At 56.3% G+C, this 22,935-nt stretch carries 20 protein-coding genes; 10 read left to right on the top strand and 10 right to left on the bottom strand.

Features of this window, described 5'->3' with window-relative positions:
* Positions 1–81: 81 nt before the first annotated feature.
* From C7820_RS22505 to C7820_RS22495, 3 genes are all read left to right on the top strand, one after another.
* Entirely contained in the window at positions 82–3,306 is a 3,225-nt protein-coding gene (locus C7820_RS22505; protein WP_116232930.1) for an alpha-mannosidase, read from the top strand.
* Positions 3,307–3,505: 199 nt separating this feature from the next.
* Positions 3,506–4,264: a 3-oxoacyl-ACP reductase family protein gene (locus C7820_RS22500; RefSeq protein ID WP_220376666.1), complete on the top strand. Its 759-nt coding sequence runs from the start codon at positions 3,506–3,508 to the stop codon at positions 4,262–4,264.
* Positions 4,265–4,463: 199 nt separating this feature from the next.
* Entirely contained in the window at positions 4,464–5,066 is a 603-nt protein-coding gene (locus C7820_RS22495) for a TetR/AcrR family transcriptional regulator (protein ID WP_116232929.1), read from the top strand.
* Positions 5,067–5,197: 131 nt separating this feature from the next.
* On the opposite strand, the gene C7820_RS22490 is transcribed toward C7820_RS22495, so the two are convergent.
* From C7820_RS22490 to C7820_RS22475, 4 genes are all read right to left on the bottom strand, one after another.
* Complete coding sequence (locus C7820_RS22490; RefSeq protein WP_076172665.1) at positions 5,198–5,848, bottom strand: amino acid ABC transporter permease; 651 nt, start codon at positions 5,846–5,848, stop codon at positions 5,198–5,200.
* Between the two features lie 36 nt (positions 5,849–5,884).
* Complete coding sequence (locus tag C7820_RS22485; RefSeq protein ID WP_076172668.1) at positions 5,885–6,550, bottom strand: amino acid ABC transporter permease; 666 nt, start codon at positions 6,548–6,550, stop codon at positions 5,885–5,887.
* Between the two features lie 72 nt (positions 6,551–6,622).
* The gene (locus C7820_RS22480; RefSeq protein ID WP_116232928.1) at positions 6,623–7,504 is read right to left on the bottom strand and encodes an ABC transporter substrate-binding protein; all 882 of its coding nucleotides are present in this window, start codon (positions 7,502–7,504) and stop codon (positions 6,623–6,625) included.
* A gap of 38 nt (positions 7,505–7,542) precedes the next feature.
* Positions 7,543–8,271 (bottom strand): amino acid ABC transporter ATP-binding protein, encoded by a 729-nt coding sequence (locus tag C7820_RS22475; protein ID WP_116232927.1) that lies wholly within the window; start codon positions 8,269–8,271, stop codon positions 7,543–7,545.
* 554 nt (positions 8,272–8,825) lie between these two features.
* On the opposite strand from C7820_RS22475, the gene C7820_RS22470 reads away from it, so the two are divergent.
* Positions 8,826–9,026: a cold-shock protein gene (locus C7820_RS22470; RefSeq protein ID WP_076172675.1), complete on the top strand. Its 201-nt coding sequence runs from the start codon at positions 8,826–8,828 to the stop codon at positions 9,024–9,026.
* Between the two features lie 157 nt (positions 9,027–9,183).
* Positions 9,184–9,417: a cold-shock protein gene (locus tag C7820_RS22465; RefSeq protein WP_076172678.1), complete on the top strand. Its 234-nt coding sequence runs from the start codon at positions 9,184–9,186 to the stop codon at positions 9,415–9,417.
* A 191-nt stretch (positions 9,418–9,608) separates the two neighbouring features.
* Here the strand turns inward: C7820_RS22465 and C7820_RS22460 are convergent, their stop codons facing one another.
* The 3 genes from C7820_RS22460 to C7820_RS22450 form a co-directional block, all read right to left on the bottom strand.
* Entirely contained in the window at positions 9,609–10,652 is a 1,044-nt protein-coding gene (locus tag C7820_RS22460) for an NAD(P)/FAD-dependent oxidoreductase (RefSeq protein ID WP_076172681.1), read from the bottom strand.
* A 76-nt stretch (positions 10,653–10,728) separates the two neighbouring features.
* Positions 10,729–11,766: a FecCD family ABC transporter permease gene (locus tag C7820_RS22455; RefSeq protein WP_116232926.1), complete on the bottom strand. Its 1,038-nt coding sequence runs from the start codon at positions 11,764–11,766 to the stop codon at positions 10,729–10,731.
* On the bottom strand, positions 11,766–12,815 hold the full coding sequence (locus tag C7820_RS22450) for a FecCD family ABC transporter permease (protein ID WP_116232925.1): 1,050 nt from the start codon (positions 12,813–12,815) through the stop codon (positions 11,766–11,768). The genes C7820_RS22455 and C7820_RS22450 overlap by 1 nt, the downstream gene beginning before the upstream one ends.
* Positions 12,816–13,145: 330 nt before the next feature.
* Between C7820_RS22450 and C7820_RS22445 the strand changes: the two genes are divergently transcribed.
* The gene (locus tag C7820_RS22445; protein ID WP_116232924.1) at positions 13,146–14,162 is read left to right on the top strand and encodes an ABC transporter substrate-binding protein; all 1,017 of its coding nucleotides are present in this window, start codon (positions 13,146–13,148) and stop codon (positions 14,160–14,162) included.
* A 163-nt stretch (positions 14,163–14,325) separates the two neighbouring features.
* On the opposite strand, the gene C7820_RS22440 is transcribed toward C7820_RS22445, so the two are convergent.
* Both C7820_RS22440 and C7820_RS22435 read right to left on the bottom strand, forming a co-directional pair.
* A complete protein-coding gene (locus C7820_RS22440) occupies positions 14,326–15,027 on the bottom strand; it encodes a YcnI family copper-binding membrane protein (RefSeq protein WP_116232923.1) in 702 nt (233 codons plus the stop codon).
* 60 nt (positions 15,028–15,087) lie between these two features.
* Complete coding sequence (locus C7820_RS22435) at positions 15,088–16,755, bottom strand: copper resistance CopC/CopD family protein (protein ID WP_116232922.1); 1,668 nt, start codon at positions 16,753–16,755, stop codon at positions 15,088–15,090.
* 415 nt (positions 16,756–17,170) lie between these two features.
* Here C7820_RS22435 and C7820_RS33535 point away from each other — a divergent pair, with 415 nt between their 5' ends.
* Positions 17,171–17,341 carry a hypothetical protein gene (locus C7820_RS33535; RefSeq protein ID WP_163880247.1) on the top strand — a complete coding sequence of 57 codons (171 nt, stop codon included), beginning with the start codon at positions 17,171–17,173 and terminating at the stop codon, positions 17,339–17,341.
* Between the two features lie 152 nt (positions 17,342–17,493).
* Here C7820_RS33535 and C7820_RS22430 read toward each other — a convergent pair whose 3' ends face one another.
* Positions 17,494–19,377: a bifunctional diguanylate cyclase/phosphohydrolase gene (locus tag C7820_RS22430; RefSeq protein WP_116232921.1), complete on the bottom strand. Its 1,884-nt coding sequence runs from the start codon at positions 19,375–19,377 to the stop codon at positions 17,494–17,496.
* Positions 19,378–19,595: 218 nt separating this feature from the next.
* Here C7820_RS22430 and C7820_RS22425 point away from each other — a divergent pair, with 218 nt between their 5' ends.
* From C7820_RS22425 to C7820_RS22415, 3 genes are all read left to right on the top strand, one after another.
* Entirely contained in the window at positions 19,596–19,937 is a 342-nt protein-coding gene (locus C7820_RS22425) for a metal-sensitive transcriptional regulator (protein WP_116233140.1), read from the top strand.
* 46 nt (positions 19,938–19,983) lie between these two features.
* Positions 19,984–20,184, top strand: coding sequence for a copper ion binding protein (locus C7820_RS22420; RefSeq protein WP_105445797.1), 201 nt, complete (start codon positions 19,984–19,986; stop codon positions 20,182–20,184).
* Positions 20,185–20,367: 183 nt separating this feature from the next.
* On the top strand, positions 20,368–22,806 hold the full coding sequence (locus tag C7820_RS22415) for a heavy metal translocating P-type ATPase (RefSeq protein WP_116232920.1): 2,439 nt from the start codon (positions 20,368–20,370) through the stop codon (positions 22,804–22,806).
* Positions 22,807–22,935 lie beyond the last annotated feature (129 nt).

Here is a 22,935-nt window from a genome sequence, read left to right as displayed (position 1 = left end):
CAGCAATTTATTACTCCGGAAATTCCGGGAGCATGCATGGCCGGAGACGGAAGGATGCAGAAGGGGAAAAGGTGATCATCCATGAGATTTATGATTGAAAAGCTGGAGCGGCGCATTCAGGAGCTGGCCGGGCTGAGATACCGGAACCGCAAGCCGCTGGAGAACATGCATATCGTACCGGATGTGGAGAGTTTGGCGGAAGCGAAGGCCGCCGCAGGCAGCCAGCCGGTCGTGAAGGTAGGGGACCGCTGGGGAGGAAGGGACCGCTACGCCTGGTTCATCGCCGACGTGACGTTTCCCGCATCGTGGCGGGCGCAGGACGTCATAGGACTGATCAAGCTTGGGGAAACCGGCGGGGGCAACTGCAGCGGGTATGAAGGCCAGGTGTATCTGAACGGGGAGCCGGCGCAGGCCGTGGACCGCAACCATGCCGAGCTGTTCTTCCCGGCGCAGGCTGTGGACGAAGGCCGCGTGGAGCTGGCCATCCGCGCATGGAGCGGGCTGACGCCCCCGAACGGCAGCCATATGCCGTTTGATCATCGGGTTGATGTGCTGGAACTTGCAGTACTGGACGCGGCAACCGATGACCTGTACTACACGGCGCTGCACATGCTGCAGACGGTGAAGCTGCTGGACGAACGCGCCTTGGAGAAGCAGGCGATGACGTCTGCGCTGGAGGAGGCGTTCCGGCTGCTGGACTGGAGCGCGCCGGGATCGGACCGCTTCTACGCCTCCACCGAGCAGGCGCTGTACGTGCTGAAGGAGCGGCTTGAGGCGATTCCGCGCGGCCCGCGGCCGCAGATCACCGCGGTCGGCCACTGCCATATCGACGTCGCCTGGCTGTGGAGGCTGAAGCATACCCGTGAGAAGTCCGGGCGCTCGTTCTCGACGGTGCTGACGCTCATGGACCGCTTTCCGGAGTATGTCTTCCTTCAGTCTCAGCCGCAGCTGTACGCTTATTTGAAGAAGGATTTTCCGACGCTGTACGAGAAAATCAAGGATCGCGTGAAGGAAGGCAACTGGGAAGCGACCGGGGCGATGTGGCTGGAGTCGGACTGCAACATTCCTTCCGGGGAGTCGCTGGTCCGGCAGCTGCTGACGGGCAAGCGCTTCTTCAAGAGGGAATTCGGCGTCGACAACCGTGTCTTATGGCTGCCGGACGTGTTCGGATACAGCTGGGCACTGCCGCAAATTTTGAAGAAGAGCGGCATCGACTACTTCATGACGACCAAAATCAGCTGGAGCCAGTACAACCGCTTCCCGTATGACACGTTCATGTGGCGCGGCATCGACGGAACCGAAATGCTGACGCATTACATCACGACCCCGGACAACGACGGCAGCTGGTTTTATACGTACAACGGCAACATCACCGGTTCCTCGATTCAGGGACTGTGGGATAACTACCGGCAGAAGGACATCAACGAGAACCTGCTGCTCGCCTACGGCTGGGGCGACGGCGGCGGCGGTCCGACCCGGGATATGCTCGAAGCGGCCCGCCGTTATGAAGACATGCCGGCGGCGCCGCAGGTGAAGCAGGGCGGAGCCGAAGCATTCTTCGAACAGCTGGAGGAGCGGGTCAAGGATGATCCGCAGCTTCACTTGTGGGACGGGGAACTGTATCTAGAATACCATCGCGGTACCTATACGTCCCAGGCTTATAACAAGCGGATGAACCGCCGGATGGAGCAGCTGCTTCACAACGCGGAATTCGTGAACGCGCTGGCGCTGATGCTGAATCCGGGCTATGCCTATCCGGCCGCGGGTCTCGCGGACAGCTGGGAAATCGTGCTGCGCAACCAGTTCCACGACATCATCCCGGGCTCGTCTATTCACGAAGTGTATGAGGACAGCCGGGTCGAGTACGCCGAAGCCGAGCAGCTGGCCGTGCAGGTGCTGGAACAGGGGCTGTCGCAGTTTACCGCCGAGGGCCGCGGAGAAGCGGGCGCACAGCCGGACTCCGCCAAGGCGGAAAGCAAAGGCTTCCCTGTCCGGATTTTCAATCCGCTTGGCTGGGAACGCACTTTCGTCAGCGAAGTTTCCGCGGCAGGAGCTGCAGAGATGGCATGGTATTCCGCAGCCGGAGAAGCGCTGTCGGCCCAGATCATTCCAGCGCAGGAGGGTGAAACCGCCCGCGTGCTGGTCACCGTGAAGGATGTGCCGGCCTACGGCTACACGACCATTTACGGCCGCAGCGAGGGGGCGGGCACCCAAGGTTCAGCTTCCGCTGCAGTCGCAGCAGCCGATTGGCAGATCACGGGAGACGTCGTGGAAACGCCGTTCTACAGCATCCGCCTGAACGAAGCCGGTCAGCTGGTATCGCTGTACGACAAGCAGGCGGACCGCGAAGTGCTGAAGCCGGGCGAGCCGGCGAACGTGCTGCAGGTGTTCGAGGATAAGCCGATGGCACACGACGCCTGGGACATCGATATTTTCTACCAGGAAAAAATGCGGACGGTCGAGGACCTGAAGGAACTGACGGTCCTGGAGGAAGGACCCCTGCGCGGCGTGATCAAGCTGGTGTATGCGTATCACAACTCCACCATCGAGCAGCGGTTCACGGTGTACCGGGACGACCCGCGGATCGATTTTGTGACCAAAGTGGATTGGCACGAGCACCAGCAGCTGCTCAAGGCCGCCTTTCCGGTCGACATCCGCTCTACCAAAGCCACCTACGAGATCCAGTTCGGCAACGTGGAGCGTCCGACTCACTGGAACACGAGCTGGGATTACGCCCGGTTCGAATCCGTGGCACAGCGCTGGGTGGACCTCTCCGAGGGCGGTTACGGTGTCAGCCTGCTGAACGACTGCAAATACGGGCATGACATCCGCAACCATGTCATCCGCCTCAGCCTGATCAAATCCGCTGTCTATCCGGACGGAACCGCCGATCAGGGTGAGCATGAATTTACGTATTCGCTGTATCCGCACCGCGGCGGCTGGTATGAAGGCGGAACCCACCAGGCGGCCTGCGGCCTGAACACGCCACTGCTGGCCGTACCGGTACAGGAAGGCATTCTGCCGGAGGCGCTTGGCCTGGTCAAGGTGAATCAGCCGAATATTATGATCGACACGGTCAAAAAGGCCGAAGACAGCGACGATATCGTCATCCGCATGTACGAATACGGCGGCATCCGCACCCGCGCCCGGGTCGAGCTGGACCCGCAGGCCGGTGCGGTCAGCGCGGCGGCCGAGACAAATTTAATGGAAGAAGGCGGCGAGCCGTTGAGCGTATCGGGCAACGGTACGGAGCTGCGCTTCAAGCCGTACGAAATCAAAACGCTGGTGGTATCGCTGGCGCGTTAATGAAAGAGGGGGACCCGGTGGGGCCCCCTTTTTAGTCTAACCGCAAAATGATCCAGGATCATCCGCTCAAAAGGCATTCCTGCTCACCGCTAATGCATATAAAATTGCTGCTTGTAATTTTGAACCGAATGGTTTAAAATCACCTCATACTTAATTATGGACCGAAAGGTTCAAAATAAAAATGAGAGGAGTTTTATATTTGAATACGACAAGCACAATGAATAAACCCTTGGCCGGCAAAAAGGCATTGGTTACCGGAGGAGCTCGCGGTATTGGCGCAGCAATCGTGAAAAGGCTCGCAGGAGACGGTGCATCGGTTGCTTTTACTTATGTCAGTGCGCAAAGCAAGGCAGAGGAACTGGTACAAGAAATTAAAAGCGCTGGTGGTCAAGCTTTGGCGATTCACGCGGACAGCGCCGATGTCAGGGCAGTAAAAGGAGCGGTCGAAGAGGCGATCCAAGCATTCGATGGTATTGATATTCTTGTAAATAATGCCGGCGTTACAATGTTAAAGCCTTACGACCAGTTTACCTTTGAAGAGTTTGATCAAATGGTGGCGGTTAATCTGAAGGCAGTATTCGCTGCCGTTCAAGCGGCCGCTCCGCAAATGAAAGAAGGTGGCCGCGTCATCAACATTGGTAGTGTTGCCGCCGAACGCAATCCATTCCCTGGAAACAGCCTGTATGTCTCGACAAAAGCCGCGATAGCCGGATTGACACGGGGGCTGGCGCGCGATCTGGCGCCACAAGGCGTTACAGTCAATAACATTCAACCGGGGATGATCGATACGGATATGAATCCTGCAAACGGCCCCTATGCCTCAGCCGTAAAAGAGATTCCGCTGGGAAGACACGGAAGGGCATCAGAAATTGCAAGCATGGTGGCTTATATTTCTTCGCCTGAAGCGGGTTATATTACCGGGGCAAGCCTGAATGTCGACGGAGGCGGAAGCGTCTAACCACCAGCGGTTTCCCAAAAGTGGCCGGATGAACGTGGAATTAGTTATGTGAGCAAATAGATTCAAACTGTCTGAAGATGGAGTTGCCGTCGATCTTCCCGGGCAGTTTGGATCTTTTTTATATTTTCCGAGACATTGCAAATTCCAAGCCGTGTAGTAAAATATCACTTATCTGATTTAAGAAAAAGGTGGGATGGTTATGGCAGTCGGACGTCCTCGGGCTTTTGATATTAAACGAGCGCTTGAGAGTGCTCTGGAGATTTTTCGGCAAAAGGGATATGAAGGGACTTCGTTGTCCGACCTGACCGAAGCCATGAAGATCAACCGATCAAGCTTTTATGCGACCTTCGGCAGCAAAGAGAAACTGTTTCACATGGCGTTTGATTTATATATGAAAGAAGGGCCGATTCAAGCCTCATTGGCTGCACTGAACGAACCGACAGCTCGATTAGTCATCGAGAAACTTCTTCGTGCAACGGCGGATTCGGTTGTCAATCCCGATTATTCTCCGGGCTGTTTAACGGTCAAAGGAGCCCTTGCTTGCAGCGAGGAATCTGATCCAATCAAACAATTGTTGACCAATCTACGTGTTCAAATCGAAAAAGCGCTAAGCACCCGGTTGGAACAAGCCAAGCAGGATGGGGATTTGTCCGAGCATGCCGATCCTGCCGCCCTGGCCCGGTATGTCGCAACCCTTGTAGCCGGCATGTCGATTCAAGCTGTGAACGGGGCCAGCCGTGAAGATCTCGAAGATGTGATCACCATCGCTTTGTTTGCATTGGCGGCAAACCCGGCTTCCTGAAGCAATGGAGTCGGGGGCGGAGCAAGCTGCTTGCTACTTGAGTCTATACGCCTCAAACCTAAGCAAGCCCAGCCTCACCCATGAAGGGGGAGAGCTGGGCTTGTTTTCTTTGTCCGGGCCGAGCAGCCGTGTCAGAGCGTCTTGGCCTCCAGCCGCCGGGCGATGATCGAGAGAATGTAGTTCACGATGAAGTACAGGGCGGCGGCGAAGATGAGGGCCGGGATGACGTAGTTCGGGCTGTGTCCCTGCAGGATCTGCACGTTGTGCATGAGCTCGGGAAGCGAAATGATGACGGCGAGCGACGTATCCTTGAGGAGCGAAATAAACTGGCTGACCAAGGGCGGAACCATGCGGCGCAGCGCCTGCGGCAGAATGATATGCCGGAGCGTCTGCATGTAGCTCAGCCCCGAAGAGCGGGCCGCCTCGATCTGTCCCCGGTCAACGGAATTGAGCCCGCCGCGGACGATCTCCGAAATCATGGCCCCCTCAAACAAGGTCAGGCCGACGACCGTCGCCCAGAAGGGGGACATCTTGATGCCGAGCTGGGGAAGCACGATGTACATGAAGAAGATGATCAGCAGCAGCGGCAGGTTCCGGATAATATCGACGATGGCTGCGACAATCCGGGACAATACGGGGATTTTGGCGTAACGCAGCGTCCCGAGAACGGTTCCCAGCACGAAGCTGAACACAATGGACAACACTGCGACCTCGATCGTAACGAGAAACCCCTCAAGCAGAAACTTGACGTTGGGTAGGGAATAGGCACCTATAAAATCCATGGCGGCATCTTCTCCTCTTGCCAGAATAAAGCCCCTTTATCGGTCAGCCGAGCGGAACCGGCGTTCCATGTAATGGACCGCAAAGCTGAGCGGAAGCGTAAGCACCAGGTAAAAGACGGCGACGATCGTATACACGGTCAGGGGCAGGAAGGTGTCGGAGTTGATCAGGTCGGCGTAATACATCAGGTCCATCCCGGTCACGACGGCCAGAATGGACGAATTTTTAACGAGATTAATAAACTGGTTGCCGATGGCTGGAAGCACGATCTTGATCGCCTGGGGCAGCACGATGTGAAGCATCGTCTGGATGTACGACAGTCCCGTTGCGCGGGCGGCCTCGGTCTGACCGGCCGGTACGGACTGGATGCCGGCACGGATGGCTTCCGCGATAAAAGAGGCGGTGTAGACCATCAGCCCGAGCGTCCCCGAGGTAAAGCCGTCCAGCGGCAGTCCGAGCGACGGGATTCCCAGGAAAAAGAAAAACACGACGAGCAGGAGCGGAATGTTGCGGATAAACTCAACATACACCGTTCCGATCACATTCAGGGCCCGGATCGGGGAGATCCGCATCACGGCGATGATAACGCCGAGCACGAAGCTCCCGATCAAGGCCAGGACGCTGGCTTCGATCGTGTGGATAAAGCCTTCGGCAAAACGGTCCCAGTGGTTAAACAAGACGTGAATGTCAAATTTGCCCGGCATGGCCTTCGTCCTTTCTTAAAGGTTTTCAGGGCTCCCCGCAGCGTGCCGGGAAAGGCAGCGAAAGCCAAGGCCCTACTCGGGTTTGACACCCATCCACTGCTCATACAGCTTGTCGTATTCGCCGCTGTCCTTCATTTCCTTGAGCAGATCGTTGACGGTCTTCACGAACTCGGCGTCGCCTTTTTTGATGGCGATTCCGTAAGGCTCGTCGGTGAAGGTGCCGCCGACCAGCACGTAGTTCGGATCCTGTTTTTGCATGCCGAGCAGGATGGCGTTGTCGGTCGTCAGGGCTTCCCCTTGGCCGGCTTTCAGCGCGGTAAATGCGTCCTGATAGTTTTCAAACTCCAGCACGGTGGCGTCCGGCGCCTTTTCGCGGATGTTTTTAGCCGAGGTGGAGCCTTTGACGGTCAGCACCTTCACGCCTTTCTTCAAGTCCTCCAGGCCTTGGATGGCGCTGCCTTTCTTCACAAGCAGGGATTGACCCGCTTTAAAATAGACGTCGCTGAAATCGACCTGCTGCTTGCGCTCCTCGGTGATGGTCATCGTGGCGACGATGAGGTCGATGTCCCCGTTCTGCAGCAGCGGAATGCGGGTTTTGGACGTTACTTCCTTCAGCTCGATCTTGGTTTCATCACCGAGTATTTTTTTGGCCAGCGCCTTGGCGATGTCGATGTCAAAGCCCTCTACCTTTCCGGAAGTCGGGTCCTTCAGCCCGAACAGCTTGGTGTCGTATTTCACGCCGGCGATAAGCTTGCCACGGGCCTTGATCGCTTCCAGCGTACCACCCTTGGCGGCCGTGTCCCCGCCTTCGTCCTTGTTTCCGCTTGCGGTCGTGTCGGTCGAACCGCCGCCAGTCGCAGCCGTGGGCTCGCTCTTCGAGCCTCCGCAGGCCGTGAACACCAGGCACATCGCCAACAGGACAAACGCAACACTCCACCTCAAAGGTTTTTTCATGAATTCAATAACCCCTTTCCATATGCTTTCCGCTGAATTTAATGATGAATCAGCCGGCTGAGAAACGTCCGCGCGCGCTCTTCCTGCGGATGGTCAAAGAAGCTTGCCGCCGGGCCTTCCTCGATGATCTGACCGTTGTCCATAAAAACGACACGGTCGGCAACCTCGCGGGCGAATCCCATCTCATGCGTAACGATGACCATCGTCATCCCGTCGTAGGCGAGAGAGCGCATTACGTCCAGCACTTCGCCGATCATTTCGGGATCGAGAGCCGATGTGGGTTCGTCGAACAGCATGATCTTCGGATGCATGGCCAGGCCCCGGGCGATCGCGACCCGCTGCTGCTGTCCCCCCGAGAGCTGGGAAGGGTAGCTGGATGCCTTATCCGCAATGCCGACGCGGGACAGATAGGAGGTCGCACGCTCGGCCGCTTCTTCTTTGGAGAGGCCAAGCACCTTAACCGGTGCAAGCACAATGTTGTCGATCACCGTTTTATGGGGATACAGATTAAAATGCTGAAAGACGATGCCGATCTCGCGGCGGAACCGGTTAATGTCGATCTTTTTGTCATGCAGCGCCGTTCCGTTTACGTAGAGCTCGCCCGACGAGATTTTTTCCAGCCGATTGATACAGCGGAGCAGAGTGCTCTTGCCGGAACCGGACGGTCCGATAATCACGACCACTTCGCCCTCTTCGATCCGAAGGTCGATATTCTGGAGGACATGGAAGCTGCCGTAAAATTTACTGACGTTCTTGAATTCGATCAGAAATATACCTCCCTTCCTATGTAACCTCTAAGTGCGTGTTCAAAAAGTTCGGTTTTCAGCACCGAGAAGATTGAATGAAGCAAGGGACTGAGGAGCAGAGCGTACGTAGTGGGTACGTGAGCACCTGAAATGTTTCCGAAGGAAACATACTACGCAAGCATCCACTTAGGCCCGGCTGAATTCAAGATTCGATGCCGAATCAGCTTCCCGATTTATTTCGTGATCAAAAGCGGACTTTTTGAACAACCTCTTTAAGGAGCATGTCGGCCCGACGTGCTCGTAACACTATATTGCTGTAAGTCCGATAAAATGATTAACCTGCCCAAATGCCGTCACCTCGAAGTCATATCTTGGCATGGCATATCAACATTTCCCAAATCCTTGCATTTTGGTGATTTTCGTGGTACACTGTATTCAGTTCTAAAATTTGAAACCAATTCACATATTGAAAAGGGTATCATGTTTACGATGGAACTTTTTTCAATGTGTGAATTTTTTTTAGCATTATTTAAAAGAAGGATCATATTAAATTTCAATTTTGGAGGTACAGCCCCATGCAAACAGGTACAGTTAAATGGTTTAACGCCGATAAAGGCTTCGGATTCATCGAAGTTGAAGGCGGAAACGATGTTTTCGTACACTACAGTGCAATCACTGGCGATGGTTTCAAAACGTTGGACGAAGGACAACGCGTCCAATTCAACGTGGTTGAAGGCAACCGTGGACCACAAGCTGAGAACGTAGTGAAACTGTAACATCAACAAGCGGCTGCCCTTAACAGATTCGTTAAGGGCAGTTTTTTCATATAGACCAAGCAGGCTTGTCCAAGATCCGTTCTTGGCGGAGGTTGACTGCTGCAGGGCGTCCGTTTATACAGTTTGGTTTTATACTTCATAAAAGGGGGACTTGAGCATGAACTACCGCAAAAAGTCGATGGAGGAAATACCTGAGGAAAATACAGCGATCTGGTCCTGTACGAAGGAAGGGTGCAAAGGGTGGATGCGCGATAATTTCGCCTTTGAGCATGAGCCGACCTGCAGGTTGTGTAATTCCCCGATGGTGCGGGATACGAAAATGCTTCCTGTTCTGAACAATTCGAGTGCCGATCAGAAATCGGCCAAGAAGGGCGTCAAGATCGACTCCTAAGCAATGAACCCGTGTGAAATCATAGAATAATCCGATATAAACGGCAAAAAGGTCTGCACGATCATGCAGGCCTTTTTTCTATGGGATTCGGATCGAAGTTATCCCCATTGAAGGTTCTGGTTCGGTTAATTTATCTTGTTAATGGTTCATGTCCTGAACCCTAGAGAGTCTTTCCCGGCCGGTATCCGGTGTTAGTGGTCTTCGTCGATGACGCCAAGCGCCCGGTTTTTCTCTTTGAACCGCTCATTGTGCGAAGAAACATAAGCAACCTTGGGTGCTTCGGGATCCATGTAGAGCTTGGCGCTGTTCGTGGCAAGCACGGCATCGGTGAATGTGCCTGCAATCAGTCTCACTTTGCTGCTGTAGTCCACAAAGTCTCCTGCGGCAAAAATTCCCGGCACATTCGTTTCCAGCTTGTCGCTGACGTTCGCAGTCCATTCGCCCATATCGATGCCCCAGTCGCGGATTGCCCCAAAGTTATACCGCATGCCGTGGTTGACGATGACCGCATCAACGTCCACGCGAAGGGTATCGCCGCTCTCTTCATGGCAGATCGAAACCTGGTTGATCGCGCACCCGTCGCTGCTGTGCAGCTGGCGGACGGTATAGGGAACATGGATCTGGACGGAAGACTGCTTCATGCGAACCACGTTGCGCTCGTGGCCGCCAAACTGTTCGCGCCGGTGTACCACGCAGACGCTGGCTGCGATCGGCTCGAGCTCATTGGCCCAGTCCACGGCGGAATCGCCGCCGCCGGAGATGAGCACGCGCTTGCCGCGGAAGGGCTCGAGCTCCTGCACCGTATAGTGAAGGTTGCTCACTTCGAACCTGTCGGCACCTTCGATGTCGAGCTTCGCCATCTCCAGGATGCCGTAACCGATCGCCATGATGACCGTGCGGGTCCAGTGCTTTTCTCCGGTTGAGGAAGTAAGCAAAATGGTGCCGTCTTCCAGGCGCTCCTGGCCGACGATCTGCTGGCCCAGCACGACGGTTGGGTCAAAGGTCAGCGCCTGCTGCTTCAACTGCTCGATCAGGTTGCGGCATAGAATCGGTCCCGTGCCGCCGACGTCCCAGATCATCTTCTCCGGATAAATCAGCATCCGTCCGCCCAGTTCGTCCTTCGCTTCGATCAGCTTGGTCTTCAGGTCGCGCATCCCGCTGTAAAAAGCCGCATACATGCCGGCAGGGCCCCCCCCGATGATGGTTACGTCGTACAGCTCCAATGATTCACTCATGGTTTTCCCTCCAAGTCCATTCAGGTATGATCCGATCCAAAAGTCGGAAAATACGATCTATATCAAGCACTGGCGTTTAACTTTTCGCTCTGGCGAGCAGATACAGAAAATAAGGTGCGCCGATGACGGCGACCACGATGCCCGTCGGTACGCCGGAAGGCTGCAGAATCCAGCGGCCGATCGTGTCGGCCGCGATAACGAGCAGCGCCCCGATGAGCGCCGAGACCGGAAGCAGCATCTGATGCTTCGGACCGACGAGGCGCCTGGCCAAATGCGGACCGACGAGCCCGACGAAGGCGATCCCGCCGCTGACGGCTACGCTTGCCGCAGCCAGGGCGACGGCAGCGGCGAGCAGGCGGAACTGCTCTTTGCGTACATTTTCACCAAGGCTGGTCGCCATCTGCTCTCCCATCTGCAGCACGTTCATCACCCGTGCCCGATAAATAATGTACGGCACCAGGACGACGATCCAGGGGAGAAGGGAGAGGACAAACTTCCAGTTCGTTCCCCAGATGCTTCCCGCGAGCCATGTCGCGACGAATTGATACTGCTCGGGCTTCAGCCGGAGCGTCAGCACGATCATGGCCGCCTGAATGCCGGCGGCGACGGCAATGCCTGTCAGCATCAGCCGGATCGGGCGGATTCCCTTGTTCCGCGTGTAGGACAGGGAGTAAATCAGTGCAGCCGTCAATCCCGCGCCTACAAAGGCTAAGAGAGGGAGCAGGAATACCGGCATCGCCTGCGTCGTCGGATAGAACGAGACGAGCAGCATGACCATCAGCCCCGCCCCCGAGTTAATGCCGAGGATGCCGGGGTCGGCCAGCGGATTGCGGAAAATCCCCTGCATGACCGCTCCGGACACCGCCAGTCCCGCGCCGATCAGCACCGAAATGACGATCCGCGGGAGCCGGAATTCGAAGAGAATCAGGTTCTCCTGATCCGATCCCTGACCGAACAGCGTCCGGATCAGGTCGAGCGGGCTTAACCGTATGTAGCCGGTGTTCATGCTGATAATAAAGACCGCAACAATGAGCATGGCGAGAATCAGCATGACGGTCATGCCGCGAAGCTTTCTTCGCTGTTCGTAAGTAGAAACCGCTTGTCGTTCGGACATTACAGATCCCCTACCTCTCTTCGTGCAAGATAGAGGAAGAACGGAACGCCGATCAGCGAGATGATCGCCCCGATCGGGGTTTCATGCGGCGGATTGATCATTCTTGCCGCCAAGTCGGCGAGGACCGCCAGCAGGCTGCCCAGCACCGCCGAGCAAGGGACGATCCAGCGGTAATCGACGCCGACGAGATAGCGGGTGACATGTGGGATAATGAGCCCGATGAAGCCCACCGATCCGACCACGGCTACCGAGGAACCCGCCAGGACGAGCACGATGAGTACGGCGGCCAGCTTGATTAGGGCGGTGCGCTGCCCGAGCCCCTTGGCGACTTCATCGCCGAGACTCAGCATCGTGATCGACCGCGAAATGAACAGCGAGCCGATCAGGGCGCCGGCGATCCATGGGAACATGATCTTGAGCTGCACCCACTTCGTGCCGGCTACGCCGCCGGCATACCAGAAGGCCAGATCCTGGCCGATGTGAAAGTACAGCGCCACGCCTTCGCTGAGCGCGGTCAGCAGCAAGCTGAGCGCCGCACCGGCCAGAACGAGACGTACCGGGGTAAGCCCTCCCGGAGCGAGCGATCCGACGCCGTAGACGAGTCCGGCACCGACCCCCGCGCCGAGAAAGGCGTACAGGATCAGGTACATAAAGGACAGACCGGGGAAGAAGGCAAAGCACAGCGCAAGGGCGAAGCCTGCACCCGCATTAATGCCAAGGAGTCCCGAGTCAGCGAGCGGATTGCGGGTCATCCCCTGCATCAGGGCTCCGGCTACCGCAAAGCCTGCACCAATCATCGCGCTGGCAAGGACCCGCGGCAGGCGCAAATCCCGAATAATTTGATGATTGACCACATCCGCATGGAAATTAAATACGGCCGACCATACTTCAGACAGCCGGATATTGGCCGCTCCGAAGGAGATCGATAATCCCATGCTCAGAACAAGCGCGGCAAGGCCGCCGATTAGGATCAGGCTGGCGGTCTTCGGACGGGAACGGAGGCGTTCCTTGGAGTCCGGGGTCGTATTCGCTGCTGCCTGCTGATTCATATATTGTCACCTATTTCCATGAAATTGATTCTCATTCTCACTTCATTCTCAATTACTCATTTTATATGAACAGCAGGCCTCTTGGCAATGAGAAATATGAAATCGGCATAAATCTGGCACAATTGAGCGTTGGTTCTGCAATGCACTGGAAGAAGGCCATTCTCCATAAGGAAGTGCGCAGGTGAAACCCTACAGGTATCGGATAAATCTGTGGACGGTGCCGAATTCCCGGCAAGAAAATAAAGATTGACAAGGGGCCGGCGAGCTGATAGGTTTTCAATTGATAATCATTATCATTACTGATGAATTACATACCTATGGGGGGTTATTATGTTTACAAGGTCCAAATCATCGTTTACGGTCATGATCCTGGTGGTCATGCTCTCCATGCTGGTGACGGCCTGCGGCGGCAATAGCGGCGGCAGCGGGTCAGCGGCATCCGGCGGGACGGCAGCCGAAACTTCAGGCAAGGAGACAGCCGCATCGGATTCGAAGGAAACGGCTTCGGACGGAGGAACGCGTACGTACAAGACAGAAAAAGGCGACGTGGAGATTCCCGTAAAGCCGAAGCGCATCGTAACCGATTATTATGGCGGCGAGCTGCTGTCCGTTGGCGCCCCTGTGGTGGGCGCGGAACCGAGCATTTTCCAAAACCCGTTCCTGAAGGATAAGCTGAACGGAGTAGAGGATGTAGGCTATCCAATCAATACCGAGAAGGCGCTCTCACTCAAGCCCGACCTGATCGTCGTCATGTATGACGACAATTATGAGGCGTTGTCCAAAATCGCACCAACCATCTACATTCCTTACGGCACAGCAACTAACGTTGACGATACGGTGCGCCTGTTCGGCGACATTGCCGGCGAAAAGGAAAAGGCGGAGGAATTCATCAAAGCGTTCGACGAAAAAGCAGCAGCTGCCCGTGAGAAGCTCAAAGGCGTCGTGGACGAGAACGCCACCTTCGGCATCTATGAGTTGACGGACAAGGGCGAGCTGTGGACGTTCGGCGACAATGCCGGCCGCGGCGGCCAGGTGCTGTACAATGCGCTTCAGCTGAAACGCCCTGCGAAGAACAGCAAGGAAAACCAGACGCTGCAGCTGTCCATGGAACTTCTGCCGGAGTATGCGGCAGATTACATGTTCCTGACGACCTACGATCCGGAGAAGAAAGGCGACAAGCTGAAGGAACTGAAGGCTTCCCCGGTATGGAACAGCCTGGCGGCCGCGAAGAACGACCGCATCTTCTATAACGACTTTGACACGTTCTACCGCTATGATCCGATTGCTATTATGGGCCAAATCGATTTGTTCGTGGATATGATCCTCGAACACAGTGGTAAGAAATAGGAATTAGCATATAGGGTGCCCAGGCGGCAACGCTTGATACCCGCCCGCCGGTAACGAAAAAGAAGCTGCTCCGCTTTGATGCGGGGCAGCTTCTTTTGTCTTAAACATCGCTTTGTCGAGCTGTCATGGGCAGCTCCTCTGATCAACCTTTTTTACCGGTCGTTTATTGCCGTCTTTTCGTAAACGAAGTGATCAAGGACACGATGGCCAGCAGCAGGGCGGCAATCGAGGCGACCAGTGTCGCGGTCTGAACGCCGCTGCTTCCGGAATCCGTCGTGGCCGGGACAGGAGTCGATGCGGCAGCCTGGTCCTGAGCGGACGTGTCAGCCCCGGCTCCGTTATCCGTGGAGGCTGTGTCGTCATGGCCGTGATCGGCAGGCTCCGTGGATTCCGCGGTGGTGATTTTGGTGATGGAGTGAGGCGAATCCGCGCCTTCGTCACCCGTCCATTCCACGATGCTGCCGTCTTTGTAATATTGGTAGGCGTCCCAGGCGACATCGGCATCCTGGTCCGGGTTCTGCGCAACGAAGTTGAACTGCTGGAATTCTCCGGCATTAATGCCGGCCCCGGTAGCGCTCCATGTAATGGTTTTGATTTTACCCGAGGCATCCTTTTCGGTCGTGACTTTCCACTCCGGCACCGGCTGGTACTGTTTAAGGTCCACGTTCTCCGGCACTTTTAACGTTACCTTGGTAGTGGCGACTTCTTTCTCAGACGGAATCTTGATCGTGTACGTTTCCCAGGCTCCCGGAGCCGATGTGGCCGGCTTGACCGTCACATGGGCGCTGGCGATGCCGGAAAACAGAAGCAGGCCGGCGGCTGCCGTGATCAAGAACGGGATGCGTTTGCTCAACAATTTTTTCATGCTCAATACCCCTTTATATTGTATTTGGTGACGAGGCCGATATCACTTGCCCCGCATGCTTCAGCTGCTTCCGACGGTAATCTGGAAGTCGGTATCCCAGGCGTCGAGGGACTCGGTCAAAATATGGACATGGACGTTCCAGCGGCCTGCCATGCTGATCAGGTCCTGGGCTTTATACGTCTTGCCGGCGCCGGGAATCTCGATTTCGTATTTGCCCATCTCCATGTCCAGCGAGGTCAGCGTCAGCTTGATCTGCTGAATGCCCTGCACCGGCTTGCCGCTGGCATCCTTCACGCCTACCTCGAAGGTATTCTCGCCCGCGATATTCGGGCTGATCTGCAGCGTGACGACGGTGCGGTTATCCAGCGTCTGCTGCACATTCACCGGCCCCGGATTGGAGGATGCCGGGGGCAGGTTCGAGAGGGCGGCGGCGAGCACCAGGGCCGCAATACCGGCCGCGAATTCGATCCATACGCCGGCGCCGAGCGGCTTGCTGCGGCGCTGCCCGCGGATAAGGTGCACGGCAGCGAAGCCGAGCATCACCAGCAGCAGCACGCATTTCAGCAGCAGGATGCGTCCGTAGGCGGTGTGAAGGAGCGAATACCAGGTCGGTACATACGTCAGCGAGGCGTATACGCCGCTGATCAGCACAGCCGCCACCAAGGTGGTACCCCAAAGAGAGAAGCGCTCGATGACCGCGAAGTAGCTCTTTTTGCGAAGATCCGGTTCGTCTGGCAGCGATGCCTCCCTAGGCAGAATCAAGCCGAGTGCGAGCAGACAGCCGAGCCAGATGGAAACCGACACGAGATGAAGGAAATCCATAAATACAGGCATCCATATCGACTCAGCCGAAGCGGCGTGCCCAATGAATGCCTTGGACAGCAGCAGCCCCACGCCGGTGAGCAGCGTGCCCGCATACAACGCACGGAGCCCTTTTTGCTCGGTGCTCTGGGTTGCAGCGTAGAGTAGCGCACCCAGAAGCAGTACAAGGATCACCTGCACCAGCCAAATATGGCCGAAGCTCGTAATGCGCAGCATTTTGCCGAGGAGCTCGGCGTTCCACACCTCGCCCCAGCCGACTCCGGCTTCGATCGCCGTTTGCATCGGCAGGCTCAGGAGCACACCGAGGATCAGAGCGGCATAGGATATGCCCAGAAGCTTACGGCTCCGAGGAGATAACTCCGGATGCCGGGATCCTCCGCCCGCAGGCAGCAAATATAGATAAAAGCATAAAACGCCAAGCAGAAAAGCCAAGCTTACATAAAAGACCCAGCGGATCAGGATTAGATCGGCGCCCGGCGTATAACCAGCGTACACAATGTGGCTGGCCGCACCCTGGCTGCCTGTGCCGATTTGGAACGGAAACGTTCCGTTCACCGGATGGCCGTCGCCGGACACGGCTTTCCACTGCACTGTATAAATGCCGTCCGGAAGACCGGTCTTCAGGTCCACTTCCAGGACGGCCGGCTGTCCGGCCGGAACTCTGCTGTTGCCCTGGTTAACCTCTGCTCCGGACGAATCCATCACGATGATGGAGTGAAAGGCCGGCTGCAGCGCCTCGTTGAACTGAAGCGTCACTTTGGCTGGCGCCTGTGTCATCACTTCATTATCGGACGGGCTGGACTTGGTCAGATAAGCATGGGCCGAACTGGCGGCAGGATGAATGAGCACGCCGATGAAGATCACCAGCATCCACACCCATAGCGGTTTCATATTACGTTTGAACATATCAAGGATTCACCTACTTTGATTTCGGTGCCGTTACCGCCGCTTGCGGCCGGCACATTGGTAATTGTATAGCCATCGTTCCGAGATGAAAATGACCCTAATGGGCTATAGCCGACCGCAGGATTCATCGATTTCGTGAACTTTCGCCATGAAGCTGGATGGATCTAGGCGATTCTTCTTTTTCGGAAGCTAAATTTTTCCATGAAATGGGATATTTGGCGGCTGACTTGCCGGATACCGGAGGATACGGCAGGATTTCTCCGGCTGGGGGCCCTGAGCCCCGGTCATCGCGGTTCAGCCCGCGAGGGCCGGGATCAGCCATTTTCAGCACATTTTCAATAAGTTTCAGGTCTCGATATAATAAAAAGGGAGTTCCCAATGAACGAAAAAATTGAAATCAGGAGTGATGTTATTCATGAGTTTGGCTGTATTGGAACGTCGGAGTGAGCTGCTGAAGAAACGGATTCAACAATTGATCATCAAGGATAACCAGTACGGAATCAGCCGTCAACAGAACATGTTCCTGCAGCACATGATTAAGGAATTACACCAAACATCATACGAGTTAAACACGGAGCGCGGGTAAGCCGGCTGGGCTGATCCGGACGGACAGAAAAAAGGTACCCGGAAGGGTATCTTTTTATTTAAAGAAGCAATTAAATCAAGTTGAAGAAACCCGGATCATGCTCGCAGACATGCGCCGGGTTTTTCGTTCATATAAATAGAATACGTGTGAGATCAAGACGTTGTTGGCGAACCCGCATAGAGAAGGTTCACATCCGCAGCAGGGAGGGCTTTGCCCTTCTGTCTGGCTTCGATATACCGGATGAACAGCTCGGTCAGGTCCGGGTCAAACTGGGTTCCGGCACAGGCGCGCAGCTCGCGGATTGCATCTTCGACCGATTTGGTGTTCTGATATGGGCGCTCCGAGGTCATGGCGTCAAAGGAATCGATCACGGTGAGCATCCGGCACAGCAGTGGGATTTCCTCCCTCTGATACCCGTGCGGATACCCCTTGCCGTCGTACCGTTCATGATGCAGCTCGATATAAGGCACCAGCGCTTTGAACGGCTCCTGAATGAGCGCGATTTCCTTGCCCCAAACGACATGCTTTTTCACCGTTTCCCATTCCGAAGGGCTCAGTTTGCCCTGCTTCCGGATAATGTCACGCGGTATTTCGAGCTTGCCGATATCGTGGATGAGTGCCCCGAGCACGAACTGCTTCCGGCTGACCGGGTCCAGTCCGAGTACTTTGCTCATATCCATGGCGTAGCGAAACACCCGCTTGGAATGCTTGAACGTATCGATATCCTTGTACAGAAACAGGCTGAGCAGCTGCTCGATGTTTTTGACGTCCTGGGCGATGTCCTGCTCATCCTGAACAGGCTGGGATTCCCCGAAAATTTGTACGGTGTTTTTACCCTGTTTTTTGGCACCGTAGAGGGCCTGGTCCGCCTGATCCACCAATAGCGATTTGTCATGAATGTCGGGCTTGTATCCGGAAATGCCGGCTGAGAAGGACAAGCACCCATGCGGAAAAATTTCTACGCCTTCGTAAGGGGTGTCGTTGATCCGTTTGCGCAGACGGTTGATAAACTCGAGGGCTTGCTGCGTATCGTAACCGGGCATCAGCAGGGAAAACTCCTCGCCGCCGTACCTGGAGGCAGAAATGCCGGCCGTTTCCGATTCTTCTTTTAAAATTTGGCCCATGAGGCCCAGCAGCCGGTCGCCCTTCAGATGACCGAAGTGGTCGTTGTACTTTTTGAAATCGTCGATATCGACCATGGCCAGGGAGAGCGGCTTGCCGGTATTTCTCGCCTGCTGCAGCTGCACGTCAAGTATTTGCTCGAAGTAGGTGTGATTGTACAACCCCGTCCGCTGATCCGTATTGGCGCGCTCCTGCACCTGCTGATACATGCCGAACTGCATCCGGAACAGGTGGGACAGCAGCAGGCTGATGCCGAGAAACAGCCCCAGTCCCGTCACGCCGTTATGAACGACCATGATCGTGAGCACGAGAGAGAGGATCAGGATGCATAAGTAGACAAGCATGGATTCCCGCAGCAACCCCTTCAGCAGGGCGTACAGGTTGTCCCGGTTGCGGTACATCAAGCAGTAGTACAAGCCGATACATATCAGGTTCAGTATAAAATAAGCAACAAGGGCGCCGAAGTATGCCGGCAAATGAACGTTCTGAAGGTAGCCCTGACGGCCGCCCATCAGATGAAACATGCCGCCTGCACCGGAAATCATAATGGAATAGATGGAGAAGTTGAGAAGGTGCTTCCACCATGCCAATTTCCGTTCGATGCAGGCGAAGATGACCGCGCTGACCAGCAGCATGACCAGAGAAGCCGCGCTCCCGTAAGTAAAGATGCACGCCAGATACACGACCGAGTCCATCGACTGCTTGCTCCCGTCCGGGGGAACCTGGAAGGTATACATATACAGGACCAGTGACGCGGCAAGCATGGAGCCGAGAAGAATCCAGTCCGCCGAAGTATATGCGAGGGACAGGCTGCGCATGTGGAGCAGGAACAGAAGGGTGCCAAGCAGGCAGAACACCATCGTGCCGACCAACCCGGGAATTTGCTGCTGCGTAATTAGACGTTTTTTGAACATAAGATTTATCTCCCTGCAGCAAAAAAATGGATATTCGAATCAGATGTTTATTTCGCCTCGTTAAATCTTAATTCCTTTAATTTTCAAGGCGGAATGGAAAACGAATCACCATCTGACGGTTCTGTGCTTGCATACTATTGGGGGGTATCGTATAATAATGGTATCAAAGCGGCATAGGAGGTGTCCTTATGGCGAAGGTCGAAATGAAGGTCGAAGGAATGACGGGCGATGCCCTGCTCTCCGCTGCCGGTCCTGACAGCTCCTGCGAAGGGGGATGCAGCGAGCGGCACAGCCACCATTCGGAACAAACCAAGAACAATTTGATTACCCGTTTGAACCGGATTGAAGGACAGATCCGCGGCGTGAAAGGCCTGATCGAGAAGGATACCTATTGCGATGATGTGCTGAACCAGATCGCGGCGATCCAATCGGCCCTGAACGGCGTAGGCAAGCTGCTCCTGGAGGGTCATATGAAGAGCTGCGTGGTCGAGCGGATCGAAGCCGGGGACCATGAAGTGATTGACGAACTGCTGGTTACGGTGAAGAAATTAATGAAATAATACCTGCATGAGAGCAGGGATTATCCAACTTAAGGAGGAATATATGATGAAACAGGTTACGCTTAACGTTGAAGGCATGTCGTGCAACCACTGCGTCAATGCGGTAGAAGGTGCGGTGAAGAATGCCGGCGCCGCAGGCAAGGTTGACTTGCCGTCCAATACGGTGACTGTGGACTACGACGAGAACAAAGTAAGCCTGGACACCATTAAGGCAGCGATTGAGGATCAAGGCTACGATGTTGTTTAAACACTAGATCAGGCGGATGTTACGCCTTGAATACGAGTTTCAGAAGATAGCGGAGGCGAGGATCCTCCGCTTATACCAGGCAGCGATGCGAATTTACGTGATTTGCGGGCGCTGCCTTTTTTGACTCTAGTTTATACCCCGCTGGGGTATGCCATAGACTTAGGGAAAGGAGAGGACGCGGCTATGGAACAGCATACGCCGGATCAATCGGAGAAGCATACGACCCTGCCCATTACGGGAATGACCTGTGCGGCATGCGCAGCCCGGATCGAGAAGGGGCTAGGCCGGTTGGAGGGCGTCAGCCGGGCGAACGTGAACCTGGCATTGGAGAAGGCCTCCGTTACCTATGATCCGAAGCAGACAAATCTGAAGCAGCTGGAAGACAAAATCGTATCGCTCGGTTACGGCACGATGAAGGAAACGATGGATTTTGACATTACGGGAATGACCTGCGCGGCCTGCGCGACCCGGATCGAGAAGGGGCTCAGCCGGCTGTCCGGCGTGACGGAGGCGAATGTCAATCTGGCGCTGGAAACGGCCCGGGTGGAATATATGCCGGGAACAGTGACCGTGCAAGACATGATGCATAAGGTCGAGCAGCTCGGGTACAAGGCGATTCCGAAGCAGGAAGCCAAGGATACCGCCGAGCTCCGCCGTCAGGAGATCCAGCACAAACGATGGAAATGGATGATGTCAGCCATTCTCTCCCTGCCGCTTCTATGGGCGATGGTTGGCCACTTTTCCTTTACGGCATGGATCCCTGTGCCTTCGCTGTTCATGAACCCTTGGTTCCAGCTGATTGTGGCTACGCCGGTACAGTTCATCATCGGAGGGCAGTTCTATGTCGGCGCCTATAAAGCGCTGCGCAATTGGAGCGCCAACATGGACGTGCTGGTCGCTCTGGGTACATCGGCCGCTTATTTTTACAGTCTGTATCTGACGATTGCCTCCGCCGCGATGGGAATGAACCATTCGGTGGAAATGTATTATGAGACGAGCAGCATTCTGATCACGCTGATTCTGGTGGGCAAGTGGTTTGAGGCGCTGGCCAAAGGCCGGTCCTCGGAGGCGATCAAAAGCTTGATGGGGCTGCAGGCCAAAACGGCGCTCGTTCTGAGGGACGGGAAGGAGGTCAGCATCCCGGTCGCGGACGTGGCCGCCGGCGATACCGTGATCGTCCGTCCCGGGGAGAAGATCCCGGTGGACGGGCGTGTACTCGAAGGATCGTCCTCTGTAGATGAGTCGATGCTTACCGGCGAAAGCCTCCCGGTCGAGAAACGGGCCGGGGACAACGTCGTGGGCGCCACGCTGAACAAGAACGGCGTGCTGCGCATCCGGGCGACGAAGGTCGGCAGCGAAACGGCGCTGGCCCAGATCATCAAAGTAGTGGAGGAGGCACAGGGCTCCAAGGCACCGATCCAGCGGATCGCCGACGTCATTTCCGGCATCTTTGTACCGATCGTGGTCGGCATAGCGATTGTAACCGGGCTGGCCTGGTACTTCCTTGTGGACCCGGGCCACTTTGCCCCTGCCTTGGAGAAGGCCATCGCGGTGCTCGTCATCGCCTGCCCGTGCGCGCTCGGGCTGGCGACGCCGACCTCCATCATGGCCGGCTCCGGCCGGGCCGCGGAGTTCGGCATCCTGTTCAAGGGCGGGGAGCATCTGGAGTCGGCGCAGGACGTCCAGGTGGTGGTGCTGGACAAAACCGGCACCGTGACGAGCGGCAAGCCGCAGCTGACGGACGTGGTGCCTGCGCCGCTCATGACCGAGCAGTCGCTGCTGCGGATGACCGCGGCGGTCGAGAAGCATTCCGAGCATCCGCTGGCGGAAGCCATCGTGACGGGCGCGCAGGAGCGGAGCAAAGGGCTGCCGCTGCCGGAAGCGAAGGATTTTGCCAATCTGCCGGGCTACGGCGTCTCCGCCCGGGTCGACGGCCGCTTCGTGCTGATCGGCACCCGGAAGCTGATGGCCGAACGAGGAGTAGCGCTGGACAGCGCCATTCCGGTCATGAATCGGCTGGAGGAGGCCGGGAAGACGGCGATGCTGGTGGCGGTGGACGGCAGATATGCCGGGCTCGTAGCCGTCGCCGATACGATCAAGGAGACGTCGCGAGAGGCGGTGTCCCGCCTGCAGGAGATGGGCATCGAGGTCGTCATGATCACCGGCGACAACGAGCGGACGGCGCAGGCGATTGCGGCCCAGGCCGGTATCCGCCGCGTGCTGGCGGAGGTGCTGCCGGAAGGCAAGGCCGAGGAAGTGAAGAAGCTGCAGCAGGCCGGCCGCAAGGTCGCGATGGTCGGGGACGGCATCAACGACGCCCCTGCCCTGGCCACAGCCGATATCGGCATGGCGATCGGCACAGGGACGGACGTGGCGATGGAGGCCGCCGACGTCACCTTGATGCGGGGCGACCTGAACGCCATCGCCGACGCGATTCTGATGAGCCGCCGGACGATGGGCAACATCAAGCAGAACCTATTCTGGGCGCTCGCCTACAACACGGTCGGCATCCCGATTGCCGCAGCGGGCTTCCTGGCGCCATGGCTGGCCGGCGCCGCGATGGCGTTCAGCTCCGTGTCGGTCGTGCTGAACGCGCTGCGCCTGCAGCGGGTGAAGCTGTGACTCTGCCGCCGATTAGACTTAAACGGCAGCGGTGGCAAGGGTTATGCCGGCCGCTAGTTTAACTGCATATGCCGCATATCAAATACGCCCAAGGGAACCGGATGAAAGCCGGCCCCTTGGGCTTTTTGC

Origin of the sequence: Paenibacillus sp. VMFN-D1 (assembly GCF_003386155.1) — a bacterium.
In the GTDB taxonomy this organism is placed as follows: Bacteria; Bacillota; Bacilli; order Paenibacillales; family Paenibacillaceae; genus Paenibacillus_AQ; species Paenibacillus_AQ favisporus.
Note: the sequence above shows the minus strand (reverse complement) of the source record. Positions and strands in the feature narration are given on the sequence as shown.

What these genes read in the sequence shown, in the direction of transcription:
- C7820_RS22505 (WP_116232930.1), top strand. Translation starts at nt 82, where the DNA reads ATGAGATTTATGATTGAAAAGCTGGAGCGGCGCATTCAGGAGCTGGCC.
- C7820_RS22495 (WP_116232929.1), top strand. Translation starts at nt 4,464, where the DNA reads ATGGCAGTCGGACGTCCTCGGGCTTTTGATATTAAACGAGCGCTTGAG.
- C7820_RS22490 (WP_076172665.1), bottom strand. Translation starts at nt 5,848, where the DNA reads ATGGATTTTATAGGTGCCTATTCCCTACCCAACGTCAAGTTTCTGCTT.
- C7820_RS22485 (WP_076172668.1), bottom strand. Translation starts at nt 6,550, where the DNA reads ATGCCGGGCAAATTTGACATTCACGTCTTGTTTAACCACTGGGACCGT.
- C7820_RS22480 (WP_116232928.1), bottom strand. Translation starts at nt 7,504, where the DNA reads ATGAAAAAACCTTTGAGGTGGAGTGTTGCGTTTGTCCTGTTGGCGATG.
- C7820_RS22470 (WP_076172675.1), top strand. Translation starts at nt 8,826, where the DNA reads ATGCAAACAGGTACAGTTAAATGGTTTAACGCCGATAAAGGCTTCGGA.
- C7820_RS22465 (WP_076172678.1), top strand. Translation starts at nt 9,184, where the DNA reads ATGAACTACCGCAAAAAGTCGATGGAGGAAATACCTGAGGAAAATACA.
- C7820_RS22460 (WP_076172681.1), bottom strand. Translation starts at nt 10,652, where the DNA reads ATGAGTGAATCATTGGAGCTGTACGACGTAACCATCATCGGGGGGGGC.
- C7820_RS22455 (WP_116232926.1), bottom strand. Translation starts at nt 11,766, where the DNA reads ATGTCCGAACGACAAGCGGTTTCTACTTACGAACAGCGAAGAAAGCTT.
- C7820_RS22450 (WP_116232925.1), bottom strand. Translation starts at nt 12,815, where the DNA reads ATGAATCAGCAGGCAGCAGCGAATACGACCCCGGACTCCAAGGAACGC.
- C7820_RS22445 (WP_116232924.1), top strand. Translation starts at nt 13,146, where the DNA reads ATGTTTACAAGGTCCAAATCATCGTTTACGGTCATGATCCTGGTGGTC.
- C7820_RS22440 (WP_116232923.1), bottom strand. Translation starts at nt 15,027, where the DNA reads ATGAAAAAATTGTTGAGCAAACGCATCCCGTTCTTGATCACGGCAGCC.
- C7820_RS22435 (WP_116232922.1), bottom strand. Translation starts at nt 16,755, where the DNA reads ATGTTCAAACGTAATATGAAACCGCTATGGGTGTGGATGCTGGTGATC.
- C7820_RS33535 (WP_163880247.1), top strand. Translation starts at nt 17,171, where the DNA reads ATGAGTTTGGCTGTATTGGAACGTCGGAGTGAGCTGCTGAAGAAACGG.
- C7820_RS22430 (WP_116232921.1), bottom strand. Translation starts at nt 19,377, where the DNA reads ATGTTCAAAAAACGTCTAATTACGCAGCAGCAAATTCCCGGGTTGGTC.
- C7820_RS22425 (WP_116233140.1), top strand. Translation starts at nt 19,596, where the DNA reads ATGACGGGCGATGCCCTGCTCTCCGCTGCCGGTCCTGACAGCTCCTGC.
- C7820_RS22420 (WP_105445797.1), top strand. Translation starts at nt 19,984, where the DNA reads ATGAAACAGGTTACGCTTAACGTTGAAGGCATGTCGTGCAACCACTGC.
- C7820_RS22415 (WP_116232920.1), top strand. Translation starts at nt 20,368, where the DNA reads ATGGAACAGCATACGCCGGATCAATCGGAGAAGCATACGACCCTGCCC.